Annotated in this window: 14 protein-coding genes and 2 pseudogenes; 5 read left to right on the top strand and 11 right to left on the bottom strand. The window is 63.3% G+C overall.

Going from position 1 to position 14,437, the window contains the following annotated elements; translation table 11 throughout:
- Positions 1-112: 112 nt before the first annotated feature.
- Together IVB19_RS37015 and IVB19_RS37010 are read right to left on the bottom strand one after the other, a co-directional pair.
- Entirely contained in the window at positions 113-454 is a 342-nt protein-coding gene (locus tag IVB19_RS37015; RefSeq protein WP_018459621.1) for a hypothetical protein, read from the bottom strand.
- Positions 455-509: 55 nt separating this feature from the next.
- Positions 510-1,964, bottom strand: a pseudogene (locus IVB19_RS37010) (YifB family Mg chelatase-like AAA ATPase); the annotation flags it as partial.
- A gap of 249 nt (positions 1,965-2,213) precedes the next feature.
- Here IVB19_RS37010 and IVB19_RS37005 point away from each other — a divergent pair.
- The 3 genes from IVB19_RS37005 to IVB19_RS36995 all read left to right on the top strand — a co-directional run bounded on the left by IVB19_RS37005 (position 2,214) and on the right by IVB19_RS36995 (position 4,092).
- The gene (locus IVB19_RS37005; protein WP_247523072.1) at positions 2,214-2,732 is read left to right on the top strand and encodes a hypothetical protein; all 519 of its coding nucleotides are present in this window, start codon (positions 2,214-2,216) and stop codon (positions 2,730-2,732) included.
- Complete coding sequence (locus IVB19_RS37000; RefSeq protein ID WP_247820855.1) at positions 2,729-3,484, top strand: hypothetical protein; 756 nt, start codon at positions 2,729-2,731, stop codon at positions 3,482-3,484. The genes IVB19_RS37005 and IVB19_RS37000 overlap by 4 nt, the downstream gene beginning before the upstream one ends.
- A gap of 218 nt (positions 3,485-3,702) precedes the next feature.
- On the top strand, positions 3,703-4,092 hold the full coding sequence (locus IVB19_RS36995; RefSeq protein ID WP_247820854.1) for a Rap1a/Tai family immunity protein: 390 nt from the start codon (positions 3,703-3,705) through the stop codon (positions 4,090-4,092).
- Positions 4,093-4,349: 257 nt separating this feature from the next.
- Here the strand turns inward: IVB19_RS36995 and IVB19_RS36990 are convergent, their stop codons facing one another.
- The 4 genes and pseudogenes from IVB19_RS36990 to IVB19_RS40855 form a co-directional block, all read right to left on the bottom strand.
- Complete coding sequence (locus tag IVB19_RS36990; protein WP_247820853.1) at positions 4,350-5,276, bottom strand: ParB/RepB/Spo0J family partition protein; 927 nt, start codon at positions 5,274-5,276, stop codon at positions 4,350-4,352.
- 12 nt (positions 5,277-5,288) lie between these two features.
- Positions 5,289-6,944 carry a recombinase family protein gene (locus tag IVB19_RS36985; protein ID WP_247523076.1) on the bottom strand — a complete coding sequence of 552 codons (1,656 nt, stop codon included), beginning with the start codon at positions 6,942-6,944 and terminating at the stop codon, positions 5,289-5,291.
- 9 nt (positions 6,945-6,953) lie between these two features.
- Entirely contained in the window at positions 6,954-7,148 is a 195-nt protein-coding gene (locus IVB19_RS36980; RefSeq protein WP_247820852.1) for a hypothetical protein, read from the bottom strand.
- 53 nt (positions 7,149-7,201) lie between these two features.
- Positions 7,202-7,306: pseudogene (locus tag IVB19_RS40855) on the bottom strand (ATP-binding protein); the annotation flags it as partial.
- A gap of 228 nt (positions 7,307-7,534) precedes the next feature.
- On the opposite strand from IVB19_RS40855, the gene IVB19_RS36975 reads away from it, so the two are divergent.
- Both IVB19_RS36975 and IVB19_RS36970 read left to right on the top strand, forming a co-directional pair.
- Entirely contained in the window at positions 7,535-7,780 is a 246-nt protein-coding gene (locus IVB19_RS36975) for a PilZ domain-containing protein (protein WP_007598461.1), read from the top strand.
- 80 nt (positions 7,781-7,860) lie between these two features.
- The gene (locus IVB19_RS36970; RefSeq protein ID WP_018459619.1) at positions 7,861-8,646 is read left to right on the top strand and encodes a tetratricopeptide repeat protein; all 786 of its coding nucleotides are present in this window, start codon (positions 7,861-7,863) and stop codon (positions 8,644-8,646) included.
- A gap of 69 nt (positions 8,647-8,715) precedes the next feature.
- On the opposite strand, the gene IVB19_RS36965 is transcribed toward IVB19_RS36970, so the two are convergent.
- The 5 genes from IVB19_RS36965 to gshB form a co-directional block, all read right to left on the bottom strand.
- The gene (locus IVB19_RS36965; protein WP_018459618.1) at positions 8,716-10,005 is read right to left on the bottom strand and encodes a CpaE/TadZ family protein; all 1,290 of its coding nucleotides are present in this window, start codon (positions 10,003-10,005) and stop codon (positions 8,716-8,718) included.
- Positions 10,002-10,736: a CpaD family pilus assembly protein gene (locus IVB19_RS36960; RefSeq protein ID WP_018459617.1), complete on the bottom strand. Its 735-nt coding sequence runs from the start codon at positions 10,734-10,736 to the stop codon at positions 10,002-10,004. Before IVB19_RS36960 ends, IVB19_RS36965 begins: the two co-directional genes overlap by 4 nt.
- Positions 10,737-10,793: 57 nt before the next feature.
- A complete protein-coding gene (locus tag IVB19_RS36955) occupies positions 10,794-12,311 on the bottom strand; it encodes a type II and III secretion system protein family protein (protein WP_026233853.1) in 1,518 nt (505 codons plus the stop codon).
- A gap of 10 nt (positions 12,312-12,321) precedes the next feature.
- Positions 12,322-13,125 (bottom strand): Flp pilus assembly protein CpaB, encoded by an 804-nt coding sequence (gene cpaB, locus IVB19_RS36950; protein WP_085349267.1) that lies wholly within the window; start codon positions 13,123-13,125, stop codon positions 12,322-12,324.
- Positions 13,126-13,490: 365 nt separating this feature from the next.
- Positions 13,491-14,435 carry a glutathione synthase gene (gene gshB / locus IVB19_RS36945; protein ID WP_018459614.1) on the bottom strand — a complete coding sequence of 315 codons (945 nt, stop codon included), beginning with the start codon at positions 14,433-14,435 and terminating at the stop codon, positions 13,491-13,493.
- Between the last annotated feature and the right edge of the window lie 2 nt (positions 14,436-14,437).

The raw sequence follows: 14,437 nt of genomic DNA, 5'->3' as shown, positions 1-14,437 counted from the left end.
TACTCGCCGGGCCCGGTACGGGGAACTGATGGGCCTTATGGTTTGCAGAGCGTAAAGGAAACTCGTTACCGCCGGGTTGATGCCGGTATCCGGGGATGAGGATCTCAGTCGGTCAGGCGCTTCTGTTCGTTTTTCGCTCGACTTCAGTGAGAACCAAATAGCTGTTTTTGCCGAAGCTGATCGCCCACAGCGCCGCCCAGGCACCCCACCTGTTCCTGACCTCGATCTCGACGGTTTGGCCGGGAGTGGTGCGAACGACGAGCGGCTGGCTCCTGCCCCAATCAATGGTCGCCTCGATCGTGCAGGCGCCGGCCGGCAGCGTGATCTCCAACACGCCGTTGCGCGCAAGCTTCCCAACGCTGGTCCCGTTGACCCACAGCTCGTATGACCTCAGCCAATCAGCGTATTGGGACGCACGAACAAATCTGATGGTGCAGGCATTGGCGTCGGTCATAGCTTCACTCTCGGGGAACGTGCTGTTCGTCAGGAAGATGCCGCGGGCGTATCGGTCAGGCGATCTGGCGCACATCCTCCGCGAGTGCGCGGTAGGACAAGGCCTCGGCGAGATGCAGCCGGCCGATCCTGTCCGCATGATCGAGATCGGCCAGCGTGCGCGCCACCCGCAACACGCGGTGATAGCCGCGCGCCGACAGCCGCATGGTCTCGGCGGCGTCGCGCAGCAGCTTCTGGCCTTGCGCATCCGGTTTGGCAATCTCCTCCAGCACCGAGGCCGGCGCTTCGGCATTGGTGCGAACCTTCGGCAGGCCGGCGTCCGCGTAGCGGGCGAGCTGGATATCCCGCGCCGCCGCCACGCGCGCGGCGACTTCGGCCGAGCCCTCTGCGGGCGGCGGCAGGATCAAATCGGCCGCGGTCACCGCGGGAACCTCGATGCGCAAATCGATGCGGTCCATCAGCGGCCCCGAGATGCGGGCCTGGTAGTCGCCCGTGCAGCGATCGATGCGGCCGCGCTTGCAGGCATAGCCGGGCTCGAACGCATTGCCGCAGCGGCAGGGATTCATCGCCGCGACCAGCATGAAGCGTGCGGGATAGGTGACGCGGTGATTGGCGCGGGACACCGAGACCTCGCCGTTCTCCAGCGGCTGGCGCAGCGAATCCAGCACGCGCGGATCGAATTCGGGGAGCTCGTCGAGGAACAGCACGCCCTGATGCGCGAGCGAGATCTCGCCGGGCCGGGCGCGCATGCCGCCGCCGGTGAGCGCAGCCATGCTGGCGGAATGATGCGGCGAGCGAAACGGCCGCCGCGCCGTCAGTGCGCCGCCCTCGATCTCGCCGGCAACAGAGGCGATCATCGAGACCTCGAGCAACTCGCCCGGTGACAGCGGCGGCAGGATCGAGGGCAGGCGTGCCGCCAGCATCGATTTGCCGGCGCCGGGCGCGCCGATCATCAGCAGGTGATGGCCGCCGGCGGCCGCGATCTCCAGCGCCCGCTTGGCGCTCTCCTGGCCCTTGATGTCGCGCAGGTCGAGCGGCGAGCTTGCTGCTTCATGCACCTTCGGCACAGGCCGCGACAGCACCTGCGTTCCCTTGAAATGGTTGGCTATCTGGATCAGCGAACTTGCGGCGATGATCTGGATGTCCGGGCTCGCCCATGCCGCTTCCGAGCCGCAAGCCGCCGGACAAATCAGCCCCTCCTCGCGCACATTGGCGCCGATCGCGGCGGGAAGAACACCGGCCACCGGCGCGATCGATCCGTCGAGGCCAAGCTCGCCCAGAACGGTGAAGCCGGACAGCGCATCCGGAGGGATCGCGCCGATCGCCCCCATCAGGCCGAGCGCGATCGGCAGGTCATAATGGCTGCCCTCCTTGGGCAAATCGGCGGGCGCGAGATTGACGGTGATCCGCCGCGCCGGCAGCGCCAGCCCCGAGGCGATCAGCGCCGAGCGGACCCGCTCGCGCGCCTCCGACACCGCCTTGTCCGGGAGACCGACGATCGCCAACGTGGGTCGTCAATGCCAAATCCGATGTCCGCGTATTCGACTTTCGTCGAAATGTTTGGGTCCCATATCGGACACCGGACCCTATTCTAGCCGCTCCCGGCCTATCCGCTTCAAAATGCGGGCTTAAACGGCCAGCCTCTGCCGAGGTGACGGCAGCAGTGAAGGGCGGCTGATCGTATCTTTTTCTGTTATGTAGTTCCGCAGCCTGCGACTTGCCCGTTGCGTGAAGCTGGCTGATGCCACAACCATGTGGGTATGGCGACCAACGACGAAACTGTTGCTGCTATTACCGCCTATATGGCGGCCCCAAAGCGCATCATCGGGTATGACAAGGCCCCGACGTGGGCGCCGGGCTTCAGTGTCCACGAAGTCTTCATGAAGTATCCCTTGGAGGTCGGCGGGGAGCTACGCGGGCAGCTGATGGTGGTTGGCTTCCCTCGGCAGCGTGACTTGAAGTTCCGCCTCAGCATCCTTATGCCCGGCCCGCTTTGCCGCCTCGATTACACCGATGAGACCCACCCTAACTCTCTGGACGGCTATACGGCGGGCTTAGTGCCTCTCTTGGTCACAGGGCCTCACTATCACTCATGGTCGGTCAACCAGCGCTTCTTCCGTGGCGTAACCAAGCCTCCAGAGCTTCACGACGCGGTGCCTTACAGCGAGCCCGGTAGAACATTCGACGCGATTTTGCGTTGGTTCTGTGCTGATACCAATATAGTTTCTTTACCAGGAGGGCATCAAATCAGCCTCCCGGAGCCGAGCGAGTTGCTATGACTGCCAATGGCAAAATCCTTGAGGTCGCACAGCACGGGCTGTCCCAGCTCGCGTCGGTCAAGTGCGTTCACGATGGGATCGTAGCGACCACGCATTGCATGTATCCGTCGAACGGGTTGGTCCAAGTCACAGTTCGAGGCGGTGAAGAGACCATTGTTGCCTCTGACGAGGGCGGCGCTTTTGGTGAAGCTCTGAGTGCCGGTATAGCAGTCAAGGACTATGATCGTTCGCTCGCACGGCTGGTCAAGGACCATGGCTTGATCCTGAAGGCCGGTATAATCCACACGAAGCCTGTGCCCATCGCTGCTGCCCCTCTGGCGATTGTGCTTGTGGCCAACGCTTCTCAGGAGGTCGCTCGCTGGCTGTATGATCACGTGAAAATCAAACGAACTCGGGACTTCAAGGCGTTATTGTCTGACTTCCTTGAGAAGCGCTTTGACGACCGGGTGCACCACAATGCTTCCGTGGTAGGCAATAGTAACAAGCAGCATAGGTTCGCCAACGTCATCGACTTGGATCATGAACGGCGCCTTATCATCGACCCTGTTTCCAACGATGCATCTTCCGTAAACGCTCGGGTCGTCGCAAATCTCGATGTCCAAGCGATGGGAGACCCCCGGATCATTCAACGCATCGTTTTCGATGACGAAGATGACTGGTCACCCGAGGATCTGAACCTGCTTCAAGTCGGCGCGGTGCCCGTGCCCTTCTCGCGTGTTGGCGAGGTGATCGAACGACTTGCCGCCGCCTGAGAGGGGCTAGGCGCGGTGGCTCGTATCCATTTTGGGTCCCATCTGGCTACCGGGGTCCCATTTTAAATCGACCTTGCTCCCCAGCTTCAAACATCGAACTTAAAGCCTCCAACCGCCACCAAGCTCACGGCTCTGGCGTGGCACCTTCATGGCTTTGCTGTTCTTGAGCCTCGGGTGGTCCCTGTGTAGTTTGCAGTCGCCAAGGGCTGGGGATAGAGATGCGTTTCGTATTGCTGGTGTTGCTTGCTGTCCTCTGCTGGACGCCCTCGGCTTACTGCATGGACGCCGCTAACGAGTTGCAAGGTTCCTGTGAGCAGTTCCTGCGGGCCTACCGTCCGTCTGGCAATCAGGGGTTTTCGCTTCAGGCGTCCTCTCCCGGTGTATGGGAGTGCTGGGGCTTCATCACTGGTCTCCAGCAGCTCACGGTCGTTGCGGACGAACAGCACCGTGGCCGCTTGTTAGGCGTGTGCACTCCTCCAGAGAGCACAGGTGTGCAACTCGTCCGCGTTGTTGTCACATACCTTCAGCGCCATCCTGAAAACCTGCATCGTTCTGCCGGCGTGATGGCCTTGGCTGCGCTCCAAGAGACCTTCCCCTGTCAGCAGTGACGGCTTCGTAAGGGGTCTCATGTGCCAGCGTTCAAACGTCACCGGGCCGCTTCCTCTTCTGTCATAAACTGATAGGCTCGGAAAAGTACTGCCTGTCTGGGGAAAATCCCTTAACTCGTTGAACTAGCTCGCTGATTGGTTCATTTCAGCCCATTTAGGCCCTGTGCAGCTGCATACCTACGGGGTCCTAAATGCACACCCGAGGCTCGGCGCGGGCTCCCTGTGATGGCTCTGGAGCCACTCAGGTCCGATAACCATCAATCATCATCTTCAAGACCGCCATAGCCCCCTTGGTCCACCTCGGCCCTTTCGGCGTCCAGCTGGCTCCTCAGATGCTGCTGCATGGCCTCAAGGAGCTTGGGATACGTATCGCGGTCATAGAGCCACAGGGCCTGCGCGGTCACCTCGGGGTCCTCAGAGAGCTTGGTGGTCATTTTGCGGGTCAGTTGCCCTGAGAGCTTGGCCGCCGCTTCGTTAGCGTCAAACTCCTTGGGGCTTAGGTCCAGCAGGACCCTGTTGACCTTCCACCAGGTATGAACGCGTAGATCAGGCCCGAGCGTGTTGTGGAGCTTCTCGCCGATGGCGTGGTGCTCACCATGTCGGCTGTAGTTGTAGTGTCGTTTGAACGCTTGGCGCATCTTGGCGACAGTGCCCTCACCACAGCCCGTGAGCGTGACGACCTGTTGCTTGCTGCTAGTCCAGCCATCACCGTCCCAATCCAGTTGCGTTCGTAGCCACGCAGCTTCCCACTTGTCCCCTTGGTCCACCCTGAGATGCGTCTTCTCATTCCGGCTGAGGCTGGCGTCCATCGCCTCTCTCACCGTGCCCGCAAACCACTCGCACTTGATCGGAGCGGTGTGCTTGGCCTTGGCATAGGCTGCAAGGCGGTGGTGGCCATCAACAACCGTCCATCTTCCGGCCAGCTTCACGACTAGCGGCGGGTCCAGCTCACCCTTGCGGATGATGCGGGCCTTAAGATTGTTGACGTGGCTCGTCTCCAGCGTTCGTGTTCCCCAACCGGGTCTGCGTGGCTGAAACAGCTCCAAGCGCTCCACGATGTCCTGCGGTGCCGCGCGGACGTACACAGGTCCTACGGTGTTCTCAGGTCTCTCCAGTTCGGCCTCGGCCGCCTGCAAGGCCTTCACGGTGTCCAGTGGCTTAATCTTGCTGAGTTGGTGCTTCATAGTCTCGGTTTCTTATTGTCCGTTGGTGTCAGCTGCGGCCTTCTCGGGGAACAGCGCATGCATCGGTGGTGTCGTCTCTCGCATCTCCGCCCAGTCCATGTGCCGCGTGCCGCACGGGACGTCCTGTATCTCCTCCGAGTGATGCCACCTGATCCAAAGGTGTCCCTGCACAGGATCAAGCACCACGCGCCGCATGGCATCCCGCAGGGTTGCATTGGTCTCCGTCACATCGCTGCTCTGGGTCAGCACGTGCTCAACAGCCTTGAGCCTGTCCTTAACGCTTGCGGTGGTCATGGTGTCCCTCTGTGCTCTGAGGTCCCGCAGCTGCTTCTGTATGGCCTTAAGTTCCCGCTCTGCATTCGCTCGTCGTTGGCTCGCGCTGGGGCTTCTGTCGCGTGCAGCCAGATCAATCAAATCAAAGACCCATTGCTGTACGCGGTCAGCATTGGCCTGTAGTTCCTCGATTTGCTTCTCAAGAGCGGTAGTGCTCTTTCCGCGTGGCGCCTCTTTGATGAGATGGCGTGCGTTCTCCCGGAGTGCCATTTCTACCGTGTCATACCGCACAGCCTTGTAGTCACAGCCCGCAGCCTTCATGTTGGCTCGCGAGCACACGAGGTAGACGTAGTCACCCTTGGCCACCCGAGTGACGGAATGACCGCACGTGGCGCAGAAGATGATGCCTGACACGATGGACTTCGGTGGCTGTTTGGCGTTGCGTCCTCGGGCCGCCTTGGTGCTCAGCTTGCGGTTCACACGCCAGTAAGTGTCTGCATCAACCGCAGCAGGGAACAGGTTCTCCACCGGGGCCATAGGCTCGTCGCGGCGTGCCCTCGTAGCTTCATCGTGGGTCGTGGTGTGCGGTGTGAAGGTGCCTATGGGTGCCGAGCTGCTGAGCACCTTCCTGATGTAGCTAGTGCGCCAGTGATCAGCGGTCCTTTGGTTCCCGCTGCGCGCCCATGTCGCGACACCACGTTGATTGAGGTCTCTGGCAATCCGCGTAAGCCCATCACCCTTGTCCATCCGCTCAAACATCTCTCGCACGATGTCCGCTCGCTCAGGGATCAGTTTGTAGCGTCCTTCCTTGTCGGACCACGTGAGCCACGCGGGTGTCTGTCGCGTGTATGGTTTGCCCTCCAGTCCGTTCTCGGCAAGCCGCTGCTTTTTCCGCGCCTTAGCGTCACCGACCAACTGTCCCTTTCGCACGCTTTCCTTGTTCGCCCGGATCAGCTCCAGTACGACCAAGAAGATGGCCTCGGGCTCCCTCTGGAAGCGCTCGGCTGAGTACGTTTCTTCGTTCGTGAGTGTCACAAGGTTGATGCCGCTTCCAACCAGCTGGAGGAACAGTCCCTGCGCTGTGACGATGTCAGCGCGTGAGAGCCGGTCCATGTTCTCAATCAGCAGGTAGCTGCCGCGTGCTACGTATCCCGCCTCAACAGCTTTGAGAAAACCTCCGAGTGCCCCTGTGTGCGCGTTCTTTCCCCGGTAAGCCGACACACCGAGGTCTGTCATGTTCAGCTCGGTGTCCAGCACCAACCCGTGATCAAGCGCATACTTCTTCGCCTTGTCGGTCTGGCGCTGAAGGCTGGCCCCAGCAGCTTGCGATGGTGTCGAGAACCGGACGTAAGAGTAGGCCTTGGTTAGGGCCTCCGTGCGCACAGGGGCGTCCATGTGTCTGTCTCAGGCCTTGGCGTCGGCAATCAAGGGCTCCAGCACGTCGGCAATGTCCACTTGCCTCCGATGCGCCTGACGCTCCACCGCGCTCTCCAGACGCTCCCCAAGGGCTCCTAGGGCCTGTGCTGCCCGAGCTATGGTCCATGCGAGTTTGACGGTGGTCCGCAGTGCTACGATGGTAGCCAAGTTCCCCAATTCCATTGCATTCTCCGTGTGATGCCGTCCACCGAGGCCCTATAGCCTTGGCATTCACACCCTGCAATGGCGAAGGCCGGCAGACCGGGCGCGACCTGCACCTGCACGTCGACCGCGCGGGCCTCGATCCCCTCAAAGGCGACGGTAGAAACCCGCTGAACCATGCCCGAACCAGCCTGCCCTTTTGCACAATTAGGGGTAGCAGAGCGGGCCAATTCTTGCAAGAACAATACAGGAACGGGTCGAGGGGCGCCGGAAGGTCCTAACCAATCGTAAACACGACGAAGACACTACGCCTCGAATGCAAGCTGCTCTGCTCAGCACATTCCAACGAATGTCCGCTACTCCTAGGGGTGCGGGATGGGCCGTGGTCTAACGGGTGAACAATTCAAATGCTTGCAAATCGCCGGAGAAGCGAACGACGGATGTGCACGCGGCTCGCCAAGATTCATTTTGGCGCGGGTTCGCTGCCGCGGGACTGCACGATCACGGATATTTCGGATGGCGGCGTGAAAGTCGTGGCGGAATTTCTGGAAGTGCCGCCGCAATTCACCATCATCTTCGCGCCCGACTATTCCCGGCAGTGCCGCCTGCGCTGGCGCATCGGCTGCGAGTTCGGCGCTGAATTCACCGACTGAGCTTTCGGAAGCGCCCCGCCTTAACGGGACTTTAGCGTTAATCGGTAAGCATCTCTGATCAGTCGCCGAGTGATCAGAGTATGTCCAAGCGTTTGTCCGTCGCCTCTCTTCCGGCGAGATATCTGTTTTCCGCGCTTCTGATCCTGGCCCTCGGCGGCTGTCAGACAACCGGCATCGAGGACATCACCGGCGCGCTCGGCGGAAAGTCGGACACGGCTGGCAGGGCCGAGGCCAAGCCGGACGTGAAGCCGGACATGGATGCGCTGCGCGAGCGCTATCGCGCCAAGCCTGGCGATCCCAACGTCGCGCTCGAATACGGCAAGGCGTTGCGCCAGACCGGCCAGCGCGCGCAGGCGCTCGCGGTGCTGGAGCAGGCCGTGCTCGCCCATTCCAGCAACAAGGCGCTGCTCGCCGGCTACGGCCGTGCGCTCGCCGACAGCGGCAGTTTCCAGCAGGCGTTCGACGTCCTCGGCCGCGCGCATTCGCCCGAGGATCCCGACTGGCATATCCTGTCGGCGCAAGGCGCCGCGCTCGATCAGCTCGGTCGCAACGAGGAGGCGCAGCAATATTACGCCGCCGCGCTGAAGATCGTGCCGGACGAGCCGTCGGTGCTGTCCAATCTCGGACTGTCCTACATGCTGCAGAACAATCTGCCGCGGGCTGAGGAAACGATGCGCCGGGCGCACGAGCGCAATCCCGCCGATTTCCGCGTGCGCGCCAATCTCGCGCTCGTGCTGGGACTCGAAGGAAAGCAGGCCGAGGCCGAAGCCATCGTGAAGGCGGACCTGCCGCCGGATCAGGCGGCGGCCAAGGTCACGGCGCTGCGGCAGTTGCTGGTGAAGAAGCAGCAGCGGGCGGAGAAGTAACTCGCTCGCGCGCGTCAGGATGCCGTGTCAGGAAGCCTTGGTCCGAACGCCTTGCTCAGAACGCCTTGCTCAGGATGCCTTGCGATGCGGGGCTGACCCGCGACCCGACCTGCCCTTCAGCTTCTTCAGCAGCGGCCCGAGCAGCGAGCGCTTCGGCTTCTTCACTTCGCCCCGCCCGGCGAGGCGGTTCGCCATGTTCTGGAACAGCTCGGTGGTGCGGTGGCTCTTGGAGACCTCCGCGATCATCTGGCCGTTGTTGGCCGCGGTCGAGAACAGCTTCGAATCGAACGGGATCACCGCGATCGGCTGGCTCTCCATGGTCTTGGCGAAGGCCTTGACCTCGATCTCCGCCCGCTTGGGCATGCCGACCTGGTTGATGCAGTAGAGCGGCGGCCGGTCGTTCGGCCGCGCCGCCTTCAAGACGTTCAGCATGTTCTTGGTGTTGCGCAGGTTCGCAAGATCGGGCTCGGCCACGATGACGATGTCGTCCGCGTTGACCAGCGCGCGACGGGTCCAGCCCGACCATTGATGGGGAACATCGAGCACGATGCAGGGCGTGGTCATGCGCAGCGTGTCGAACACCGCGTCAAAGGCCTCCGCGCCGAAATCGTAGACGCGGTCAAGGGTGGCGGGCGCAGCAAGCAGGCTGAGACGCTCGGTGCATTTGGAGAGCAGACGCTCTATCAGGGCCGTGTCCGGCCGATCCTGCGACAGCACCGCATTGGCGATGCCTTGCACCGGGTCCTGGTTGTAGTCGAGACCCGCGGTGCCGAAGGCGAGGTCGAGATCGATCACGACGGAATCGAGCGCGAGGTCGCGGGCGATGGTCCAGGCCACATTGTGCGCGACGGTGGAGGCACCGACACCGCCCTTGGCCCCGACCACCGCGATGACGCGGCCGGTGATGATGGTTTCGGACGCCGAGAACAGGCTGCAGATCGAGCGGACGACGTCGAGCGTTTCGACCGGTCCCACCACATAGTCGTTGACGCCGCGGCGGACCAACTCGCGATAGGGCGCGGTGTCGTTGGGATTGCCGATCACGACCACACGGGTGCCGGGATCGCAGACGCCGGCGAGGTCGTCGAGGCCCTCGAGGATGTCGCGGGTGCCGTCGGATTCGATCACGATGACGTTCGGCGTCGGCATCGTTTCATAGACTTCGATTGCCGCCGCGAGGCCACCGTCCTTGGCCGTGAGATGCGCCTTGGCGAGACGGCGATCCTGCCCGGCCGCGGTCACCGCGGCGAGCGTCTGCGCGGTCTCGCAAAAGGCTTGCACGGAGATGCGAGGAACCGGCGCAATGTGTTCCTCGGGGTGCTGCGGATCGTCCGCTTCTTCGTCGTGGACGCGTGTCATCTGCCTGTATCGCTGAGTTTGGCCTTGTCGGCGTCTGGATTGCTGCTCGCGATCGGCGTGCCCTTGCGATAGCGCTCGAAGGCCATGTCACGCCGTGCGTTATAGACCGGCGTCTCGGACCGCGGCTGCTCCAGGTCGGCCGGATTGTCGATCATGGCCGCGAGGTTGCGCTGGCTGGCGCAGCCCAGATTGAAATAGGGCCGGTTCTCGTTGTAGCCGGGGTCGAGGATGGAGGGGCCGATATCTTCCGGCCACAGCCCGCAGGGGCCGGCGACCGCGGCGATCCGGGAATAGCTCAGGCGGATGGTGGGCAGCAGCCCTGGATCCTCGGGCCGATAGGGATGCTGGACGATGGCACGCGATGGCACGCCGACGGATGCGAGCACGGAACGGATCTCGTGATAGGTCGCCGCCGCCGCGCGCGAATTCGCCGCGTTGACCGGGACGTCGACCACGACCGAGCCGGTGCCTTCGCGCACCCAGTCCCGGGCAATGCCGGCGACGTCCGCGTGCTGCGCGGCCGAGAGGCCGCCGCGAGCCTTGCCGACGAAGATCACGATCGACTTCTTGGCTTCCTCGACCGCGATCGGGTGACGCTGGCGATAGTCGGTCGGCACCGTCTGGGTGACGATCTCGCCGGTGGTGTTGCAGGCGCCCAGCATGACGGAGAGCCCCGTCAGTGCCAGCGCGACGCTCAACCCGCGACGTCGATCGGCCATGGTCTTCGTCATCGCTTCATCCCCTCGTGCCCCGTCTCTTGCCCCGTTCCCCAACCTGTCCGTTCGTCGTCAGTCGATGATGAAGCCGAAATCGCCGGGCGTGCCCGCGATCGGATCGACGCGGCGCGCGACGCCATAGAGGCGGTTCATGCGACCGAGCAGCGCCGTCTGGGCGTCAGACGCCGGGGCGAAGCCGTCGTCGGGGCGGGACAGCTCCTTCTGAGCCACCGCGCGCACCACATAGGGCGTCACGATCACCATCAGCTCGGTTTCGTTGTTGACGAAGTCCTGGCTGCGGAACAGCGCGCCGATGATCGGCACCTGGTCGACGCCGGGCAGGCCGTTGATCGCCTGTTTGGTCTGCTGCTGGATCAGGCCGGCCATGGCCATCGAGCCGCCCGAGGGAATTTCCAGCGTCGTTTCGGCGCGGCGGGTCTGGATCGAGGGGATGGTGATCGAGTTGGTCGAGCTCGACGACAGCGCCTGGGTCACCGTGATGGCGCTTTGGTTCGACAGCTCGGACACCTCGGTCATCACCCGCAGGCTGATCCGTCCCTCGCTCAGCACGACCGGGGTGAAGTTCAGGGAGATGCCGAACTTCTTGTAGGTGATCTGGGTGGTGCAAACGTGGGTGACGGGATCGCAGGCATAGCCCGAGGGAATGGGGAATTCGCCGCCGGCGATGAAGGTGGCGGATTCGCCGGAGATCGCGGTCAGGCTCGGCTCGGCGAGCGTGCGCATGACACCGGCACTTTCCATCGCGCGCATCGTGGCGCTGACGGTCGCGAAGCCTTTGGTGAGACCGGCGACACCTAATCCGTTGTTGCTGACGATCGGTCCGCCGCTGACCGAGAACGGGTTGGAATTGTTGAAGTTCACCACCGCGGTGCCGGCGTTCAGACTGGCGCTGAGATCGACGCCCAACTGCTTGACGATATCGCGGCGCACTTCGCCGACGACGACCTTGAGCATCACCTGGTCGCGGCCGCGCACGATGATGTTATTGACCACCTTGTCGGAGCCGCCGACCAGTTTCGCGGCGACGTCGCCGGCCTGCTGGGCCTCGACCGGGCTCGATACCGAGCCTGTCAGCATCACGCTGTCGCCGACGCCTTCGATCTGCACGCCCGGCAGCGACTGGCGCAGCGCCGTGCGCATGCCGTTGAGATCGCGCTTCACCGCGATATCGTAGGCGGCGACCTGCTGGCCGTCTGCGGCGAAGAACACGACGTTGGTCTGGCCGACCTGTCCGCCGATGATATAGGCGCGTTGGGCCGAGCGGATCACGGCATTGGCGATCTTGGGATCGGCGACCAGCACGTCCTTGACGTCGCGCGGCAGGTCGATGACGGCGGACTTGCCGACGCCGAGCGACAGGAAGCGCGTCTTCGCCGGCGCGATCGTCCCGACCGGCGAAACATCGAGATCGGCTGCCTGCATCGGCGCCTGGTCGCCGACCGGCGCATCTGCGGCGCTGACGACATCGGGGGCTGCGAGGAGCCCCAGGGTCAGCATCGTCCCCGTCCAGAACGAGCGCGCGCGATTCCCCCGAATGCGCATGCCCGTCCGATCATCCCCGTAGTTCATCATGTCCCCATCACTTCTGTGACGTCAGTTGCCGCGCCTGTACGCCGTAGCGGATCACGTTGACCCCGCCGGACCGCTTGCTCGCCTGGTCCTCGGGCGTGCTGTCGACCGAGTTGGCATCGACGATGCTGCGCAGCGCGAGTGTCAGCGTGCCGCCCTGGCGCGCTGCCGATAGCGCGGCGACCTGGTCGGGTTTAAGCTCGAGCGTGACGGTCCTGCCGACGACGGCGTTCTGGCCGTCCTTTTCCTTCGGCGCCTGGTCGATCGCGAGCACGCGGATATTGGTCAGGATCGCTTCGGATAGGATGAGGTCGTTACCGGCGGCCCCGTCAGGATTCTTCAGGCGGCGGGTCAGCATGATGTCGACGCGGTCATTCGGCAGGATGAAGCCGCCGGCGGCAGTCTCGGCTGAAATCTCGGTGGAGACGGCGCGCATGCCCGACGGCAGGATCGCGGCCATGAAGCCGGAGCCGTCGGCCCTGACCAGCTTCTGCTCGCGGATTGGCTCGCCCTGCATCAACGGCACGCGTGCGATCGAGCCTGCAATCTGGATCTGCGCCTCGGGCCTGTTGTCGCGGCGGATGAAGGCGCTGCTCGCGGTCGCCGCCGGCCAGAGCTGCCATTGCAGGTCCTCGGGCTTCACGGCTTGACCGAGCTGGATGTCGTTCTTGGCGACCAGGACCTCGACCGTCGGCAGCTTCTCGGCGACGGGGAGAACGGGCGCGGGCTTGTTGTCATAGCCGCTCGCCAGATACGCAGCGACGCCGCCGGCGCCCAGTGCGATGACGAGAACGATAATGCGTGCGGTGTTCATACGCTTCTACTCTTACGCAGGGCACTCGAACCGCACCTGGCGGGCTCCCCGACATCGATGAGTAGGCAGCAAAAGTATAAGCGGTGTTGCGAGGCCGAATGTGATCGACGGCCGCGCTGTGGTCTTTCGGCAGATGGTGAACGTCGCGTTAGCCGGTCGGCCACCGGCCCCGTAGTTTCACGCAGTGCGGCCACTGCGTTCGAATGATGCGCGCGGCGTCATGGTGAATGGGTGGTTAGTGGTGTGTGGGGTGATGCCGCGCATGCATTACGTAGCCTGGATGGAGCGAAGCGCAATCCGGGGCCGCTGAACATGATGTGGCATCCCGGATTTCGCTGCGCTCCATCCGGGCTACGGGCCGGCGGCTACTTCGCGCGCTTTTGCTCGATCACGTCCCAGAGCTTTGCGGCAACGTCCGGTCCGCCGAGCCGCGCGATGGCGCGGATGCCGGTCGGCGAGGTCACGTTGATCTCGGTGAGGTTGCCGTTGATGACGTCGATGCCGACGAACAACAGCCCGCGCTCGCGCAGCGCCGGGCCGACGGTAGCGCAGATCTCGCGCTCGCGCGGCGTGAGCTCGGTCTCCTGCGCAGCGCCGCCGCGCACCATGTTGGAGCGGAGGTCGTCGGCGGCCGGGACACGATTCACCGCGCCCGCGAACTCGCCGTTGATCAGGATGATGCGCTTGTCGCCGTGCTTCACCTCGGGGATGAACTGCTGGATCACCCAGGCTTCCTTGAATGTCACCGAGAACATGTCGAACAGCGAGCCGAAATTCATGTCCTGCGGCATCACGCGGAACACCGCAGCGCCGCCATGGCCGTGCAGCGGCTTCATGACGACGGCGCCATGCCTGTCGCGAAAGGCGTTGATCTCGTCGAGATCGCGCGAGATCAGCGTCGGCGGCATCAGCTGCGGGAAGTTCATCACGAACAGCTTTTCCGGCGCGTTGCGCACCGATGCGGGGTCATTGACGACGAGTGTCTTCGGATGGATGCGTTCGAGAAGGTGCGTCGAGGTGATGTAGGCGAGGTCGAACGGCGGATCCTGGCGCAGCAACACCACGTCGAAGCTGTTGAGCGCCTCGCGCCTGGGTTCGCCCAGGGTGAAATGATTGCCGGGCTCGTCGCGCACGGTGAGCAGCTGAACCGGAGCGACGATTTCCTCGCCGACCATCGAGAGCTTGTCGGGCGTGTAATAGGACAGGCCGTGGCCGCGCTTCTGCGCCTCCAGGAGCAGCGCAAAGGTGGAATCGCCCTTGATGTTGATGCGGGCGATGGGGTCCATCTGGACGGCGACGTTCAGTTTCATGG

It is taken from the genome of Bradyrhizobium sp. 187, from assembly GCF_023101005.1.
Classification (GTDB): Bacteria; Pseudomonadota; Alphaproteobacteria; order Rhizobiales; family Xanthobacteraceae; genus Bradyrhizobium; species Bradyrhizobium canariense_D.
Note: the sequence above shows the minus strand (reverse complement) of the source record. Positions and strands in the feature narration are given on the sequence as shown.

Excerpts from the sequence above, each read along its gene's own strand:
- IVB19_RS36975 (WP_007598461.1), top strand. The coding sequence starts at position 7,535 with ATGCTTGCAAATCGCCGGAGAAGCGAACGACGGATGTGCACGCGGCTC.
- IVB19_RS36965 (WP_018459618.1), bottom strand. The coding sequence starts at position 10,005 with ATGACACGCGTCCACGACGAAGAAGCGGACGATCCGCAGCACCCCGAG.
- gshB (WP_018459614.1), bottom strand. The coding sequence starts at position 14,435 with ATGAAACTGAACGTCGCCGTCCAGATGGACCCCATCGCCCGCATCAAC.
- cpaB (WP_085349267.1), bottom strand. The coding sequence starts at position 13,125 with ATGAACACCGCACGCATTATCGTTCTCGTCATCGCACTGGGCGCCGGC.
- IVB19_RS37000 (WP_247820855.1), top strand. The coding sequence starts at position 2,729 with ATGACTGCCAATGGCAAAATCCTTGAGGTCGCACAGCACGGGCTGTCC.
- IVB19_RS36980 (WP_247820852.1), bottom strand. The coding sequence starts at position 7,148 with ATGGAATTGGGGAACTTGGCTACCATCGTAGCACTGCGGACCACCGTC.
- IVB19_RS36985 (WP_247523076.1), bottom strand. The coding sequence starts at position 6,944 with ATGGACGCCCCTGTGCGCACGGAGGCCCTAACCAAGGCCTACTCTTAC.
- IVB19_RS36995 (WP_247820854.1), top strand. The coding sequence starts at position 3,703 with ATGCGTTTCGTATTGCTGGTGTTGCTTGCTGTCCTCTGCTGGACGCCC.
- IVB19_RS36960 (WP_018459617.1), bottom strand. The coding sequence starts at position 10,736 with ATGACGAAGACCATGGCCGATCGACGTCGCGGGTTGAGCGTCGCGCTG.
- IVB19_RS36990 (WP_247820853.1), bottom strand. The coding sequence starts at position 5,276 with ATGAAGCACCAACTCAGCAAGATTAAGCCACTGGACACCGTGAAGGCC.
- IVB19_RS36955 (WP_026233853.1), bottom strand. The coding sequence starts at position 12,311 with ATGAACTACGGGGATGATCGGACGGGCATGCGCATTCGGGGGAATCGC.
- IVB19_RS37005 (WP_247523072.1), top strand. The coding sequence starts at position 2,214 with ATGGCGACCAACGACGAAACTGTTGCTGCTATTACCGCCTATATGGCG.
- IVB19_RS36970 (WP_018459619.1), top strand. The coding sequence starts at position 7,861 with ATGTCCAAGCGTTTGTCCGTCGCCTCTCTTCCGGCGAGATATCTGTTT.
- IVB19_RS37015 (WP_018459621.1), bottom strand. The coding sequence starts at position 454 with ATGACCGACGCCAATGCCTGCACCATCAGATTTGTTCGTGCGTCCCAA.